This window comes from Rothia sp. CCM 9419 (genome assembly GCF_048512815.1).
Classification (GTDB): Bacteria; Actinomycetota; Actinomycetes; order Actinomycetales; family Micrococcaceae; genus Rothia.
Genome location: NZ_JBLXXY010000004.1, coordinates 1 through 16084 on the forward strand (window position 1 = coordinate 1; position 16084 = coordinate 16084).

Consider the following 16084-nt stretch of genomic DNA (forward strand, 5'->3'; position numbering starts at 1 on the left):
ATGGTTCGAACCTTTAATCTATTATCGGTAATTAACGAATTGAAGGTCAACTTCCAAATCTGCGCCTTTGAGTAAAGCAATAACATCTTGGAGGTCGTCACGAGACTTGGAAGAGACACGTAGCTCATCTCCCTGAATAGTTGCTTTAACTCCTTTAGCTCCTTCTTCGCGAATGAGCTTAGAAATCTTTTTAGCTTGATCTTGGGCAATACCTTCTTTGATAGAGCACTCGATACGGAACTCTTTACCGGAAGCATAGGGGTCACCGGCGTCGAGAGACTTCAAGGAAATGCCACGCTTGACAAGTTTTGACTGGAAAACGTCGAGTACAGCTAGGGCGCGCTCTTCGGAGTTTGCTTTGATGAGGATTTTTTCTCCAGAGAAGTTAATATCGGCGCCTACTCCTCGGAAATCGTAACGCTGTGATACTTCTTTTTGTGCTTGGTTTAAAGCATTGGATACTTCCTGCTTATCGACTTTAGAAACAACGTCAAAAGATGATTCGCTTGCCATAAGAGATACTCCTTAGATATTCGGGGATGCGATTCTAACGCTCTGCGTAAAAGCAGTTAGTAATGGTGCATCAGTTGTTATAGATAACGGTACATGTTTTGCTCTGTTTATGCTGGTGGTGTACCAAAAAAATTGTTATGAATACGTGACCTAACTGTCAGCTAGTGTTCACCTTGAACAGCGATGATAGAGCTATGACAAAAAATCGTCGTGGTGACACTCTTGCTCAATGTGATGTTTTGAATACTCACAAGGACGTGAGCTCAGATATCTCAGAGCACCATGGTGTCGACCCATCATCTGATGAATCAGTTAAGAGCCTTTCGGCTGTAGAACCTTGTTTCTATGAGTCTCTTGAGACCTTAGGAGAAACTCTCGAAAGCGAGTATCTTGTAGAGCGTTTTGAGGGAGTGAAACAAAACCTTATTCGTGAGATTCGTGGGCAAATGTGTACTGAAGAGCAAGCCTATGCGTATCTAGAGAACTTTGAGATGAGGCTGTTGCAAGAGCAGGAATTGATGTCTCAGACGGTCTAACTCTCGCGCTCAAAACACCAAACTAGAGTAACTTTTGTCACAAAATGCTGTTTTGGTTTTTGTTTTCCTCAAATATCCGGTAGTGTAGTCACGTTCGCTCATGCGAATACCAGTCATTAGAAATAATGATTCTGGCAGATTACCCGAGCGGCCAAAGGGGGCTGACTGTAAATCAGCTGGCACTGCCTACGGGGGTTCGAATCCCTCATCTGCCACAAGCTAAAACCCACCTCGTACGAGGTGGGTTTTCTTGTATCTATATACCGGTATCTCAGCCCATGAGATAAAAACCTGTGCGTACCCCTAATTATCTGCACTATAACCACTCAGATATTCTTTGAGAGTGAAACCGTATTGTGTTAGGTAAACATCTACCGGTAGGGTGACAACTATGGCTACTATAGAAATCAATCAAGAAAACCTCACCGAAAAAGTACAGTCGAGCGACATCATGCTTCTGGACTTTTGGGCAGAATGGTGCGGTCCTTGCCAGCAATTTTCTCCGGTGTTTGAGGAAGCTTCCGAAAAACACCCAGATATTACTTTCGGAAAGATTAACACCGAAGAACAACAAGAACTAGCAGCAGCAGCTAGCATCTCATCCATCCCCACGCTCATGGCATTCCGTGAAGGTGTACTCGTCTTCTCACAGCCTGGCGCACTTAACGCAAAACAACTTGAACAAGTTATTCAGGCTGTACGTGAACTAGACATGGAAGAAGTTCACCAACAAGTCGCTCAACAACAAGAAGCAGAAGAAAACTCCTAAGCTCAAGCCGCACCCATGATACGCGGTGTCTAACCTAAGACACGATAGGGGTGAGTTGCTCCACTATTTTTAGTGGAACAACTCACCCCTAATCTTTAGTGTTTATTGGGGCGTTATACATGCTAAAACTTCTACAAAAATAGTTATCCTACAATCTCTGTACATGTTTGCTATATCCTATGAGGCAAGAGCTCACAACACTCTAGAGAGAACAAACACCCTATGACAGCTACAGCAAAGAACTCAGCTTCACCCCCTGCTCAACAACAATCCATACATTCTTTGCTGTCCCCAAAATCTAATTCTCGACTCATTGGAATAAGCCTTGCTCTCATTCTTTTCTCGTTTTACAGTCTGTACTCTTATTTTCAATATCTGCACTATCACACGCCCTCATGGGACTTAGGAATCTTCTCCCAACTAGCGCAAGAATATTCACAATTACATTTTCCGCCCACCGTAGATATCAAGGGTGCAGGCTTTAACCTTTGGGGAGACCACTTTCACCCAATCCTGATGATTCTTGGCCCCATCTACGCACTATTTCCCTCTCCAGCAACGCTCCTATACGTACAAAATGCGTTAGTTGCATATTCTGCTTATCTCGTATGCCGTTACGCCCAGCAACTTGTTCCTCCCGCTGGAGCCATCATGCTAACTACCGCTTATGGTCTAAGTTTTGGCGTACAAAATGCGGTATCGGTGCAATTTCACGAAGTTGCCTTTGCCCTGCCATTTCTCTGCGCTTCTCTCGGTCATATTGTCTTGAGTAGAAAGAGCGTGGAACCTGTCACCCATCTCAAACGAGCCTGTTATTGGGCGATGCCATTAGCCTTTGTCAAAGAAGACCTCGGTATAACTGTCGCCATGATTGCTCTCGTCATTGCACTCCGTGCCGGAACCATAACCTGTATACATCAGAGACTTTTTCCCTCAGCAGCTTTGGTACAACCCTTATCACAGCGCCTTCTTGGTGCAGTAGGCGAAATCAACAGTAAAGACGGATCTTTGCATGCCGTACTATTGCTCTTCTGGGGCCTTATCTGGTCTCTATCTGCGGTTCTTATTATTCTTCCTGCCCATAACAACGGGGGAGTATTCGACTACTCAGATAAACTCAACCTGGCTGAGGTACTTTCGGATCCCTTGCAATCTTTTGGTCTTTTGTTCTATCCGTGGCAAAAAACTCTGACTCTAGTGCTATTGCTCTTCTCTGGGGTATTTCTGTGGGTTCTTTCCCCCTTAGCGCTGATTGCTTTGCCCACGATACTCTGGCGTTTTCTCTCACCCCATGAAGGATACTGGGCACCCACCTGGCATTATTCTTTAGTTCTTATGCCCATTGTTTTCATGGCTCTACTCGACGCGCTCTTATGTACCCAACGCTTCGCACCGTTACGCTATCTTGGCACTAAAGCACAACACCTCTTTGCGATATCTGCTCAGCGTGCTCAAGAACTGACTCGTATGAGCTTCCTCTGGTTAGCACTTCTTGTCGTCATTGCTTCCTTCCCCTCTCAACCACTATGGAATATCACACGCGAGGGATTCTTATCCTCTTCATTAAGCCTTGATGAACGTGATAAACAGCAAGCACTAGAATCTATTCCAACCCATAGTTCGGTAGCTTCTGACTTATCTCTTTTGACCTATCTTGTGCCTGAACGCCAAGTTTTTTGGATTGGTGATAAAACACATCACGCACACCCCGAATACGTCGTTATCGACCGTGCTGGGGGAGGGTGGGGAAAATCTGCACCTCAAAATCCTGCACGCTATGCCCACGAACATTTCGGTGGTGACTACCGTGAATATCAGCGTTTTGGCACAATTTATGTGCTCCAGAGAGTTGAACAATAAAGTATTTTTGGTGTCGGTTCTGTCACCCGATTCCCTAAAACTTCGTTTTATACGGTAAGGTGAACAACGTACATTACCGGTTTCCCATAAACACAGATGCGCGCGCCGACCGACTGAAAACAGGCGCTTAATCAGAAACTGGCTAACAACCAACATGTTGTCAGCCTGAGAGAAACAGCTCGCTTTTATACGCGCAAACCTTTTAAAACACTCCGTACGTTATCTCATGATGAGTTTTCATGGAGTTCACGTTTCCGCTGGAATTATTTTTCACCGCGGAGGATATAAGGTAGCGCCGAATAGTAGATGGCGCACCCAACTACGCGAGCAGGGAGTCCCGGTTACCTGCACCCTAAAAATTGGGTGCAACCGACCCCACTTTGAAGTAGGAAAAATTGACAGAAAATAACTCTGCTGTTAAAGCAGAACTAGAGTTCATCGAGCCCGCACACACCACCGAAAACCTCGTTGAAGAAACTACCGAGAAAAACACCGCAGAAGACGAAGGTATTAAATTTACCGACCTCGGTCTTGACGCACGTGTCTTGGCAGCTCTAGAAAAAGTTGGCTACGAAAAGCCTTCCCCCATCCAAGAACAAACCATTCCTTTGCTCCTTGAAGGACGCGACGTTGTTGGTCTAGCACAGACCGGTACCGGTAAAACTGCGGCTTTCGCTGTCCCAGCGTTGTCCCGCCTTGCAGAACTTGCCGACATCAACGGTGTTTCTAAAGCAACTCAGGTACTTGTTCTTGCCCCCACCCGCGAACTCGCTCTACAGGTTGCTGAATCTTTCACCTCCTACGCCACCCACATGGACGATTTCACCGTTCTGCCCATCTACGGTGGTTCCCCTTATGGTCCTCAGCTTAACGGTCTACGCCGTGGTGCACAGGTCGTTGTTGGCACACCCGGTCGCGTTATCGACCACTTGAAAAAAGGCTCACTAGATCTCTCTGATCTTCAATACCTCGTATTGGACGAAGCAGACGAAATGCTCCGCATGGGATTTGCTGAAGACGTCGAAGAAATCCTTGCCCAGACTCCTAGCTCTAAGCAAGTTGCACTATTTTCTGCAACCATGCCGAAGACTATCCGCAAAATTGCGGACCAGTACCTCAACGATCCTGCCGAAATTCGCGTAAAGTCCAAGACTTCTACTGCTTCTAATATTCGCCAGCGTTTCATTCAGGTTATGCACTCGCACAAGCTTGAAGCAATGACCCGAGTTCTTGAAGTGGGCAACTATGACGGCGTCATCGTGTTCGTTCGTACCAAAAAAGAGACCGAAGAACTCGCCGAAAAACTTAAGGCTCGCGGATACCAAGCTGCTGCTATTAACGGTGATATTCCCCAGCAGCTACGTGAACGTACCGTTGATTCTTTGCGTGACGGGCGTGTTGATATTCTTGTGGCAACCGACGTTGCTGCTCGTGGTCTTGACGTAGAACGTATCTCCTTAGTCGTCAACTTCGATATCCCTCACGATACTGAATCATACGTACACCGTATTGGACGTACTGGCCGTGCCGGTCGTGACGGTGAAGCAATCTTGTTCATGACTCCTCGTGAAAAATACATGCTGCGCCAGATTGAAAAGGCAACTCGTCAAAAAGTTGAGCAAATGCACATGCCATCAGTTGATGACGTGAACGAGAATCGTAAGACTCGTTTCGCTCAACAAATTACTGACACCATCGAAACTGAAGACCTCTCACTATTCCGTGAAATCATCACGAAATACGAGAACGAAAACGACGTTGACGCTCTAGAAATTGCAGCTGCTTTAGCTGTTATTGCGCAAGAAGGTCGCCCCTTCTTTGTGGAAGAAATCCCAGAGATGAAGAACCGCCGTCGTGACCGTTTCGACGACGATCGTTCTGAGCGTTCTGACCGCCGTGAACGTCGCCCCCGCGGACCAGAAGCTGGAATGGTTGACTATAAGCTTCAGGTTGGCCATAACAACCGTGTGAACCCCGGTATGATTGTTGGCGCTTTGACCAACGAAGGTGGCATCAAAGGCTCACAGATTGGTTCTATCGACATCCGTAAGAACTTCACTGTTGTTGGCTTGCCCGAAGACCTTCCTCGCGATTTCTTCGACCGTCTCAAAGACACCCAGATTAACGGTGAATACGTTAATATCTCTAAAGACCGCGGACCACGTAGTGGCGGTGGACGCTTTGGTGGAGGAAACCGTGAAGGCGGCGGATACAACCGCCGTGACCGCGGTGGCGACCGTGGTGGTTATGGTGACCGTAACCGTTCAGACCGTGGCGGATACAACCGCCGTGACCGTGATTCTGGTTCTAAACGCTTTGGCGATGACCGTGGTTTTAGAAAAAACCGTGGTCAAGGTAAAAAATATTAAGAGTAGTGGCGCAGAACACCTCAATATAGTGTGAAAATATTTGCGCCTTTCTTGGTGAGTACGGTAATGTATTCCCTGTTGCCCCGATAGCTCAGTGGTAGAGCGCCATCTTGGTAAGATGGAGGTCCCGGGATCGATTCCCGGTCGGGGCTCTGTATGAGTCTTGATATGAGGCGCATACTTGGCGGTGTAGCTCAGCTGGTTAGAGCGCACGACTCATAATCGTGAGGTCGACGGATCGAGCCCGTCCACCGCTACTTCGCCCCGATAGCTCAGTGGTAGAGCGCCATCTTGGTAAGATGGAGGTCCCGGGATCGATTCCCGGTCGGGGCTCAGCAAAAAGCTCATTCAGATAACATCTGAATGAGCTTTTTTAGTAGCTCCTACGGTGTAGCACACAATGCTCTAGCCGTAGGAGCTTTTTGCTATCGTTCCATACAACATTTCATCATGATGGGTTATAACCGTGCATACCTCTCACCCCGTACGAAACTTATCAACAATCTTTATCGCTGCACTGATGCTCTTTTCTATGTTCTTCGGTGCAGGAAACCTCATCTTCCCGCCAGCCCTTGGCGCCGAAGCCGGAGAAAACTTTATTCCCGCACTCATTGGTTTTCTTCTGACAGGAGTCGCTCTACCCGTACTAGGTATCCTCGCTATCGCTATCTCCGGACGCGATATACATGACCTCGCCAACCGCGGCGGCGTAATTTTCGGTGTTCTTTTCCCCGTACTGGTATATCTTTCTATCGGCGCATTCTACGCATTACCACGTACTGCAGTCGTCAGCTTTTCCACTGCCGTCGTACCCATCTTCGGTATTGATTCTTTACCTGCTGCAGCACTTTTTAGCGCACTCTTCTTTGGCGTCAGCTTTGCCCTATGCTTACACACTGGAACTATCGTTGATGCTCTTGGTAAAGTGCTAACCCCGCTACTTCTACTATTGCTTGCTGTACTCGTCATCTTAGGTATTTCAACCTTTAGTGGCGACGCACCAGCTCCTACCGAAAAATACGGTGAACACCCCTTGAGCATTGGCTTTATTTCTGGGTATCTCACCATGGACTCTCTGGCTGCCTTAGCATTTGGCATCATCGTGGTATCGTCCTTGCAACATAAAGGCATCCCTCAAGGGCGAGCGCTCACCCGTGGTGTGAGTATCGCTGGCATCATTGCTGGTGTTCTTCTCGCAATCGTTTATGCTGGTCTAGCGATTATTGGTGCGCATATTCCTCAAGGGCGTTCTTTTGAAGACGGTGCACAACTTCTCTCATATGCTGCAGAGCAGACCATGGGAAGCTGGGGTGCTAGCATATTTGGGCTCATCGTCCTTTTGGCATGTTTGACTACTGCTGTTGGTCTTTTAGGCGCAACAAGCGAATTCTTCGCTAAATTAGTACCCGCTATTTCTTACCGTGTATGGCTAGTAATTTTCTCTCTGATTGCTTTTGCCCTATCAACCTTGGGACTGAGCGCAGTACTGATGGTTGCTGCTCCGATTATTGGGGTTCTGTATCCTGCCGCTATCACTTTGATTTTCTTGACTCTTATCGAACCCTTCACCGGTAAGAATCTTTATTGGACGTTCCGTGGTGCATTGGGCGTAGCAGTAGCTTTTGCCAGCTTATCGGCATTGAACACCTTAGGGTGGGGCTCTGCAATAATTGCGCCACTCATTAGCTGGTCTCCTGGTTTCTCTCAAGAGCTAGGTTGGGCTGTACCGACTCTCATTGCCGCAGTGATTGGCTTTGTTCTTGATACCCGTTCACCTCGTACCCTGAAGAAAGCTACGGCATATAACGCGTAAAACAGTAACGGTTTCACCATTTTAGCTACGTAAAATATTAAGAGGTGCTTGTGATACTAGCTGTATCACAAGCACCTCTTAACGTGTATGGGGGATGGGAGAGAAGTTTTACCCTTCAGAGAGGGTTTGTACCAAGAGCAAGCCGTAACCCGATTTCTTTACGGCGTTCAATGACAGCTACAAGAAAAGTATTCATCATGCCAATAGCACCAGTGCTAAGCGTAACTAACGACATTGCAATTAGCTATCCATTTTTCTGTGACAAGCAGACTCTCAATAAAACTTGAGATTTCCAAAACAATATCAATAAGGGAATAACCAGCACCTTCACACCGACAGCACATCACAAAAACAAAGCAAGAATAGGTCATCTTCACCTCAAAGCTATAGACTAAGACCATGCCCAACACCCAAAAAATTAACCCCGAAATCCTCGGAAAAACATACACCAACAACACCCCCTACACCGTTGGAAAAGAACACATCCGAGAATTTGCGCACGCAACACAAGCACAATCACCCCTACACCACGACACCAAAACCGCACAAAAAGCCGGCTATCGTGACATTATTGCACCACCAACCTACGCCATCATCTTGGCACAACAAGCAGATAGCCTACTCATTCAAGACCCAGAATCAGGCATTGACTTCAGCAGAGTCGTCCACGCCGACCAACGATTCACCCACCACCAACCCATCACCGCCGGAGATAACATCATCACCTCCGTGCACGTAGAAAACCTCCGCATGATTGGCACTAGCGCAATGCTCACCACACGTGAAGAACTACACACCACCGATGGCGAACTACTGAGCACCTGCACCACCTCACTACTCATTCGAGGAGAATAACCATGAAACCAACCTTCAACACCCTCGAAAAAGGCGAGAATATCGGCAACACAAGCTTTTCTATTAGCCGAGCCGACCTCATCAAATACGCCGGAGCATCAGGAGACTACAATCCCATCCACTGGAACGAACGGTTCGCACAATCCGTAGGACTACCAGGAGTCATCGCCCACGGAATGTACACTATGGGGCTAGCCATCAACCTCGTCAGCGAATGGGCAGCCGACCCCGGCGCCATCATCGACTACCAATGCCGTTTCAGCAAACCCGTCATCGTTCCCGACGCACCAGCACAACAAAACCCCCAAGAACCCACCGCAACCGTGCACGTTTCAGGAAAAATTGCGGAACTCTACCCCGACACACAACAAACACGAGTAGACCTCACCGTCACCACCACAGACGAAAACGGCAAAGAACAAAAAGTTCTCCTCAAAGCACAAGCCATCGTACAACTCTAAAAACAAACAACTTCACACTACTGGTCGAAAGGGCATCCGGTTGGTTTCAACCCCTCTGAGCAGAAAAGACATCAACACCTGGTACCGAGCTATTCTGGCAATATTCTTTGCCAGCGGACTAGCATTATCGGGGCTGCTAGCACGCCTACCCGATATCGCTCACGGGCTAGACCTCTCTGCCGGACCCATGGGACTACTCCTCCTCGCCCAAACACTCGGCTCATTCCTCGCCGTCACCGTCTCCGGAGTACTCGTCTCACGCTTTGGCGCAAGACGCTGCCTCAGCCTCAGCTACCTCATCTCAACCTGCGGTCTAGCAGGAGTCGGCATCGCCGTACACCACAGCAACATCCCCCTCGCCGTCATCTGCCTTAGCACCATAGGACTAGGCAGCGCCGTCTCAAACGTCTCAGCCAACGTTCAAGGCGTCGCTGTCGAAAGAGCATTAGGACGGTTCGTCACCTCCACCATGCACGGCTTCTTCTCCATCGGAACCGTCGTCGGAGCACTCCTGAGCGCCCTCGACACCCAACTTGGCATACCATTCCTCTGGCACAGCATCTACTTCGCCTGCCTCATCGCCATCATCGTCGCATACTCCATCTACCAATGCCACAGCGAACACTACGGAGCAGAAGACACCCACACCATGCAACAAGTCTCCTCCTACCGTGTACGAGACGCATGGCGCGACAAACACACCATCTTCATCGGACTATTCGTCCTCGGCATGGCGCTCGCCGAAGGCTCCGCCAACGACTGGGCAGCACTAGCCCTCACCCAAGAATATGGGGCAGGCGCCACGACCGGCTCCATCGGCTACGCCGTATTCGTTGGAGCCATGACCTTTGGACGGCTGAGCGGAACATGGTTCCTTAACCGTTACGGCAGAGTCCCCGTCATACGCGCCACCTGCACCTTAGCCCTATGCGGGCTGAGCATCTTCATCCTCGCACCCAACATTCTCATCGGATTCTTCGGGCTACTCATCTGGGGTATCGGCGTCTCACTTGGATTCCCCACCGGCATGTCAGCCGCCTCAGACGACCCTCACAAATCAGCGGTGCGCGTCTCAGTCGTATCAACCATTGGATACGCCGCCTTCCTCGGCGGACCACCACTACTTGGACTACTCGGAGAACACTTCGGTATCCGCCAAGGACTCTCCATCGTTCTCGGCTTCATCCTCCTCTCCATGTTCCTCACCAAACACCTCAGACCACCAGAAAAAACCACACAACACCGCCCCATATACACCGAATCTTTGCCCATAATAACTTCGATACAGGTTCATTCAGAACAGAATGAACAACCGCCACGCACGCTAGACTAGAGAACGTGAATGAAATGTTGTTGAAAGAAATAACCACCGCAGAAGTTGGCGGACCCGCAAAAACCTATATTCGAGCATCCTCCGAAGCAGACATCATCAACGCGCTCAAAGATGTACAGCAACGCTCAGATGCTCTTCTAATTATCGGTGGAGGCTCAAATATCCTCGTCTCAGACGAAGGATTCAACGGAACAGTACTCCATATCGTCTCCGAAGGCATAGAAATCCTTGACGCTGATAGCAACGAAACAGCCGTCACCGTCCGTGTACAAGCTGGACACTCTTGGGACGGATTCGTAGAACACGCAGTGAACGAAGGCTGGTCTGGGGTAGAAGCGCTCTCTGGTATCCCCGGAACCGTTGGCGCAACCCCCGTACAAAACGTTGGCGCCTACGGCTCTGAAGTAGCGCACACCATCACACAGGTACGCGTATGGGATAGAAACACCAACGAAATCATCACTTTCAGCAACGAAGAACTTTGCTTCTCCTACCGAGACTCACTCCTGAAACAACACATGTCTAACGGGCTCTCCCGCTATGTTGTGCTCAGCGTCGTCTTCACCCTCGAAAAACGAGCAGAATCTGCCCCCATCCGATACGCAGAACTAGCCCGACAACTCGGAGTTAATGCAGGAGACCGAGCAGAACTACAAGACGTACGAGAAAAAGTGCTGATGCTACGCGCATCAAAAGGAATGGTGCTGAACCCACAAGACCGAGACACCTATTCCACCGGCTCCTTCTTTACCAACCCCATTATCGACAACACCCAGCTTGAACATCTTCCACAAGACGCACCCCAATACCCCGTCTACGATGCACAAGGAAACCTCATCGACGGCAAAACCAAACTCAGCGCGGCATGGTTGATTGAACACGCCGGATTCTCCAAAGGTTTTGGGCTAGATGCCGAACAACACGATATCTGCGGTGCTAGAGCATCACTGTCAACAAAACACACTCTGGCCATCACTAACCGCGGAAACGCGCAATGCCAAGACATCCTAGCCATTGCTCGTACCGTACGTGAGGGCGTAACCCAAAAATTTGGTGTCCATTTAGTACCAGAACCCGTCATGGTCGGCGTAACGCTAGACTAACTCACCAGCATTTATCGGAAACTCACCAGCTTTTTAGGATATAAATAGTTTTTACACTCCTAACGATGAGCGTTTGATAAAAGTGGGAAGGCCTAAAAACAATGTCTTTAGACCAAGAAATTAATGAGAGTCAAGATAGCAAAATCCACCAAAAACTAGCGAAGCTACGAAACTTTATGAGCAAACACCCGCTACTTTTGGTCATACACCGTTTCATCGTTATCACGGTAGGGCTCCTCTGCATTCTCGCCGGAATCGTCATGCTCGTAACGCCCGGCCCAGGATGGCTCTTCATCTTCCTCGGCATGGGGTTATGGGGCACCGAATTTGCGTGGGCACACCGACTCAACCTCTGGGCTAAAGCAAAAGTTCTCGGCATCTGGCGCCGTTTTAAAGCGCGAGCTGAAGAACGTCGCCAACGAAAAAACCAAATATAAAACCTACACACCATAAAAATACGCGGTATGTGACGAACTCTCTCAGAACAGTCAAATACCGCGTATTTTTATCAAGAAGCAACACCCGCCACAACAACATGAGCAAGGCGAACAAAAACCCTCTTATAGCTTTCCCGTCACAATATTGAGCATACGACGTACCGGCTCAGCAGCACCCCACAATAATTGGTCACCTACCGTAAAAGCACTCAAATACTCTGGCCCCATCGACATCTTCCGCAAACGTCCAACCGGAATCTCCAAAGAACCAGAAGCAGCAACCGGAGTCAACTCACGCATAGAATCCTCACGAGTATTCGGAACAACCTTAGACCACGGATTATCCTCATCAATCAAACGCTCAATCTCAGCCAACGGGATATCCTCCGTAAGTTTGAGCGTCAAAGCCTGAGAATGAGAACGCATCGTCGCAATACGCACACACAAACCATCCATCAAAACACGCTCATCATCGGAAAGCCCCAGAATCTTCTGCGTCTCAACTTCAGCTTTCCACTCTTCACGAGACTGCCCCTGACCCAAATCGCTATCAATCCACGGAATCAACGAACCTGCCAACGGCACACCAAATTGTTCAGTATCTAGCTGACCAGAACGCTGCTTTGCAAGAACCTGACGGTCAATATCCAAAATGGCTGCGGCAGGGTCGTCAAGATCCGCACTGACCTCAGCAGACACATCACGGAACTGTTTGAGAACCTCACGCATATGGCGGGCACCGCCACCAGAAGCTGCCTGATAAGTCATCGAACTAGCCCACTGAACAAGACCGTTCTTGAACAAACCGCCAAGACCCATCAACAAACAGGAAACAGTACAGTTACCGCCCACAAAATCTTTAACACCCGATTCAAGGGCACGGTCAATCACATGACGGTTCACCGGATCAAGAACAATCACTGAATCATCGTTCATACGTAAAGTGGACGCTGCATCAATCCAGATACCGTCCCACCCGCGTTCGCGCAACTGGGGATGTACTCGTGACGTATAGTCGCCACCTTGAGTGGTGAGAATGACACGATGACGCGCTAAATCCTCAATATCATACGCATCATGAAGAACATCGTTGGATTCTGCCCCTTTAAACGAAGGAGCTGGTTGACCTGCCTGAGAGGTGGAATAGAAGACGGGAGTAATACCTGAAAAATCGTCTTCTTCTTCCATACGTTTCATCAGCACAGACCCAACCATGCCACGATATCCAACAAAAGCTACTGAGTCACCGGTCGTAAAATTCATAGGGACAGTCTACCGCGCCTGAAGGAACAGAACCGAACCTACGGTTCATATATTGGTCAGAACACCCCGCATTATGAACGAATAAGACGCTCAATGACACAACGAACAGGGCTGTTCTTCTCACCGGCGCGCGGGCTAATCCACCCCTGCTCACTGACGAAAGAAGTGACCCTCTCAACCGAAGCAAAAGATTGTTCATCAATGATGGGAGCGAACACATCAGCGTCTTCTACCGCAACATCAAAGGTGGTGCGAAGAATCTGCTCAACAGCACCAGAACGTACTACCGGTAAATCGGTACGGTGAAGCGCCTGCTCAAATAATTGTGCACCGCCGATAAGCCAAATATTCTGCGCTGTATCATCGTCTTCTGAAATAGCCTGACAGGGGACACCGACGTCAAACTTTTCTGGAGTAGCAGCACCTTCAAGAGCCTGCTCTAAAGAACCCACCCACAACGCACCATCACGCTCAACCGGAGCACTAATAGAACGAGAAACAACAATATTAAAACGGTTCGGCAGCGGACGGAACGCCTCGGGGAAAGACTCCCACGTCTTACGACCCATCACCACAGCTGACCCTGTTGTACATTGCCGGAAGAAACGCAAATCTTCGGACACATGCCACGGCATAGTGCCCTCACGTCCCATCGCCCGGTTTGCTGCCTGAGCCCAAATAGCGTGAAGAACAAAACTACTCATAACGGGTATTCCTTAGCCAGAATAACCTGACGCCTAAACGGCGATAGGCGCTTTAATGGTTGGATGCGGGTCATAACCTACAAGCTCAAAATCTTCGTACTCGTAGGTTTCTAACGTAGCATCACGAATCTCTAAAGTGGGGTAGGGGCGAGCCTCTCGCGAAAGTTGCTCTCTCACCTGTTCAAAGTGGTTGGAATAAATATGGCAATCTCCACCACTCCAAATAAACTCACCAGGAACCATTCCCACTTCTTTAGCAATAATATGCGTCAAAAGTGCATAGGAGGCAATATTGAACGGCACACCAAGGAACATATCAGCAGAACGCTGATACAACTGGCAGCTTAACTCATCAACACCATCTGGACGGTGAGTAACATAAAACTGAAAGAGAGCGTGACAAGGAGGCAACGCCATCTGGTCTACTTCTGCAGGGTTCCACGCCGAAACAATATGACGGCGAGAATCCGGAAAATTCTTTAACGACTCAATAACTTGCGCAATCTGATCGACACTATGCCCGTCAGGAGTTGGCCAGCTACGCCATTGCACACCATACACGGGGCCTAAATCACCGTTCTCATCTGCCCATTCATCCCAGATGGTGACACCGCGCTCTTGTAACCAACGTACGTTAGAATCTCCGCGCAAAAACCATAGAAGCTCTAAAACAATCGACTTAAAATGAACACGTTTTGTGGTGATGAGGGGAAAAGACTCCCTCAAATCAAAACGCATCTGCCGACCAAAAACTGAGCGTGTACCCGTACCGGTACGGTCTGCTTTATCTTGTCCCTGCTCCATAATCTCGGCTAATAAATCTTCATAAGGGGTAGGAACAGGCTGTGCAGATGACATATCTTCACAGGATGTAGGAATGGATGAGTTAGACGCTGGAGCAGAAGAGAACATAGGAAAATCTGGTAGACAACAATAAAACTAGATACCAGTTATCTTAGCCTACGCAAAATAAGAATAACCTCTCTCCTAGAAAAAGAGAGAGGTTAACAACACACCTAATATGGTGAGCTGATTAGTCGTCAAAAGAACGAATACGCTCCCACGATACAATACGCGTAGGACGTAACTTACTGATATGAAGCACCAACAACTCACCTAACTCTAAACGTGGGTCACGAGAAGGAAAATTTTTGGCTATAGACTGAGGAACACTCTTCGCAAAAACCTCAACAACCGTCGGCAAAACAGGACGATGAGTACACAAAGCCACCGGATATTCTTTATCAAAAAGAGATTCCACAAAACGCACAACACGTTTAGGGTGACGATGATGAGAATCCTCCGTCAAAGAAGACTTCTCTTTAATAGTGATACCCGTATTTTTAGTGTATGCAGCCACTGTTTGCATACAGCGTTTCCACGGTGAAGAATAAATTTTTTGAGGAGCCCAAGCTTGTAAAAGTCGGCATACCGATAATGCTTGACGTTTACCAGTTGCCGCTAACGGGCGTTCCCCCTCGGCAGCAGTCCACGTTGAACGTGGCTTAGCTTTTGCATGACGAATCACCACAAGAGAACGAGTTGCAAGATCTTTTTGCTCCCAAAGACGAACTAACGCTTCAAGAGGTTCTTGATCTGTTTCGTTGGTTAGCATAGTAAACGCCTGTTCTGGCGTGACCCAGCGCAATTCATCTACCTCACCCATATCGGCGTGAGGTTTTGTGGCAGCAGATACTTCCGCCGCCCAATAGTAAACATGTTTTGTTTTACGTTTAACAGGATATTCGGTGCGGGCCAGAGGCACCCCAAGCGTAACGTCTAACCCCACCTCTTCACGGACTTCACGGATAGCAGTTTCAGCAATTGTTTCGCCACTATCTTGTTTGCCTTTAGGCCACGACCAATCATCATAGCGAGGGCGGTGGATGATGAGAGTCTCTAAACGCTCATGCTTATAACGCCAGACGATACATCCTGCTGCCGTAACAGGTACTTCGTTATCGCTAACACGTGTCACCGAATAATCGTCATCACAACGATGAGCAGAATACACCGACTCTTTTGCCATAGCGGAGGGGCCTTACCTGTGTGTGAACAAAGAATGTCT

Annotated in this window: 16 protein-coding genes and 4 tRNA genes; 14 read left to right on the forward strand and 6 right to left on the reverse strand. The window is 48.5% G+C overall.

Annotation, left to right across the window (positions count from 1 at the left end):
* Window positions 1-21: 21 nt before the first annotated feature.
* Window positions 22-513 (reverse strand): YajQ family cyclic di-GMP-binding protein, encoded by a 492-nt coding sequence (locus ACN08W_RS04645; protein ID WP_419100924.1) that lies wholly within the window; start codon window positions 511-513, stop codon window positions 22-24.
* Window positions 514-707: 194 nt separating this feature from the next.
* Here ACN08W_RS04645 and ACN08W_RS04650 point away from each other — a divergent pair, with 194 nt between their 5' ends.
* The 9 genes from ACN08W_RS04650 (at window position 708) to brnQ (ending at window position 7860) form a co-directional block, all read left to right on the forward strand.
* Window positions 708-1049: a hypothetical protein gene (locus ACN08W_RS04650; protein ID WP_419107079.1), complete on the forward strand. Its 342-nt coding sequence runs from the start codon at window positions 708-710 to the stop codon at window positions 1047-1049.
* 133 nt (window positions 1050-1182) lie between these two features.
* Window positions 1183-1264 (forward strand) — tRNA-Tyr (locus tag ACN08W_RS04655).
* A gap of 176 nt (window positions 1265-1440) precedes the next feature.
* Entirely contained in the window at window positions 1441-1818 is a 378-nt protein-coding gene (gene trxA, locus ACN08W_RS04660; RefSeq protein WP_419100922.1) for a thioredoxin, read from the forward strand.
* A 222-nt stretch (window positions 1819-2040) separates the two neighbouring features.
* Window positions 2041-3678, forward strand: coding sequence for a DUF2079 domain-containing protein (locus tag ACN08W_RS04665; RefSeq protein ID WP_419108925.1), 1638 nt, complete (start codon window positions 2041-2043; stop codon window positions 3676-3678).
* Between the two features lie 437 nt (window positions 3679-4115).
* Window positions 4116-6047: a DEAD/DEAH box helicase gene (locus tag ACN08W_RS04670; RefSeq protein WP_419104053.1), complete on the forward strand. Its 1932-nt coding sequence runs from the start codon at window positions 4116-4118 to the stop codon at window positions 6045-6047.
* Window positions 6048-6127: 80 nt separating this feature from the next.
* Window positions 6128-6199, forward strand: a tRNA-Thr gene (locus tag ACN08W_RS04675).
* Window positions 6200-6230: 31 nt separating this feature from the next.
* Window positions 6231-6304: transfer RNA gene (locus ACN08W_RS04680), tRNA-Met, on the forward strand.
* 4 nt (window positions 6305-6308) lie between these two features.
* Window positions 6309-6380: transfer RNA gene (locus ACN08W_RS04685), tRNA-Thr, on the forward strand.
* A 133-nt stretch (window positions 6381-6513) separates the two neighbouring features.
* Window positions 6514-7860, forward strand: a complete 1347-nt coding sequence (gene brnQ / locus ACN08W_RS04690) for a branched-chain amino acid transport system II carrier protein (RefSeq protein ID WP_419108926.1) — start codon at window positions 6514-6516, stop codon at window positions 7858-7860.
* A 115-nt stretch (window positions 7861-7975) separates the two neighbouring features.
* Here brnQ and ACN08W_RS04695 read toward each other — a convergent pair whose 3' ends face one another.
* Window positions 7976-8095 (reverse strand): FtsX-like permease family protein, encoded by a 120-nt coding sequence (locus ACN08W_RS04695; RefSeq protein WP_419108927.1) that lies wholly within the window; start codon window positions 8093-8095, stop codon window positions 7976-7978.
* A gap of 164 nt (window positions 8096-8259) precedes the next feature.
* On the opposite strand from ACN08W_RS04695, the gene ACN08W_RS04700 reads away from it, so the two are divergent.
* From ACN08W_RS04700 to ACN08W_RS04720, 5 genes are all read left to right on the forward strand, one after another.
* Entirely contained in the window at window positions 8260-8715 is a 456-nt protein-coding gene (locus ACN08W_RS04700) for an FAS1-like dehydratase domain-containing protein (protein ID WP_419100915.1), read from the forward strand.
* A gap of 2 nt (window positions 8716-8717) precedes the next feature.
* Window positions 8718-9176, forward strand: coding sequence for a MaoC family dehydratase (locus tag ACN08W_RS04705; RefSeq protein WP_419102958.1), 459 nt, complete (start codon window positions 8718-8720; stop codon window positions 9174-9176).
* Between the two features lie 40 nt (window positions 9177-9216).
* Entirely contained in the window at window positions 9217-10509 is a 1293-nt protein-coding gene (locus ACN08W_RS04710; RefSeq protein WP_419102957.1) for an MFS transporter, read from the forward strand.
* A 5-nt stretch (window positions 10510-10514) separates the two neighbouring features.
* A complete protein-coding gene (locus ACN08W_RS04715) occupies window positions 10515-11612 on the forward strand; it encodes a UDP-N-acetylmuramate dehydrogenase (protein ID WP_419102956.1) in 1098 nt (365 codons plus the stop codon).
* A gap of 101 nt (window positions 11613-11713) precedes the next feature.
* Window positions 11714-12049 (forward strand): TIGR02611 family protein, encoded by a 336-nt coding sequence (locus ACN08W_RS04720; protein WP_419102955.1) that lies wholly within the window; start codon window positions 11714-11716, stop codon window positions 12047-12049.
* A 123-nt stretch (window positions 12050-12172) separates the two neighbouring features.
* On the opposite strand, the gene asd is transcribed toward ACN08W_RS04720, so the two are convergent.
* The 4 genes from asd to ACN08W_RS04740 all read right to left on the reverse strand — a co-directional run bounded on the left by asd (window position 12173) and on the right by ACN08W_RS04740 (window position 16045).
* Window positions 12173-13312 (reverse strand): aspartate-semialdehyde dehydrogenase, encoded by a 1140-nt coding sequence (asd, locus tag ACN08W_RS04725; protein WP_419102954.1) that lies wholly within the window; start codon window positions 13310-13312, stop codon window positions 12173-12175.
* Window positions 13313-13383: 71 nt separating this feature from the next.
* Window positions 13384-14016: a dihydrofolate reductase gene (locus tag ACN08W_RS04730; protein WP_419102953.1), complete on the reverse strand. Its 633-nt coding sequence runs from the start codon at window positions 14014-14016 to the stop codon at window positions 13384-13386.
* A 33-nt stretch (window positions 14017-14049) separates the two neighbouring features.
* Window positions 14050-14874: a thymidylate synthase gene (locus ACN08W_RS04735; protein WP_419102952.1), complete on the reverse strand. Its 825-nt coding sequence runs from the start codon at window positions 14872-14874 to the stop codon at window positions 14050-14052.
* Between the two features lie 175 nt (window positions 14875-15049).
* Window positions 15050-16045: an NUDIX hydrolase gene (locus ACN08W_RS04740; protein ID WP_419102951.1), complete on the reverse strand. Its 996-nt coding sequence runs from the start codon at window positions 16043-16045 to the stop codon at window positions 15050-15052.
* Window positions 16046-16084: the final 39 nt, after the last annotated feature.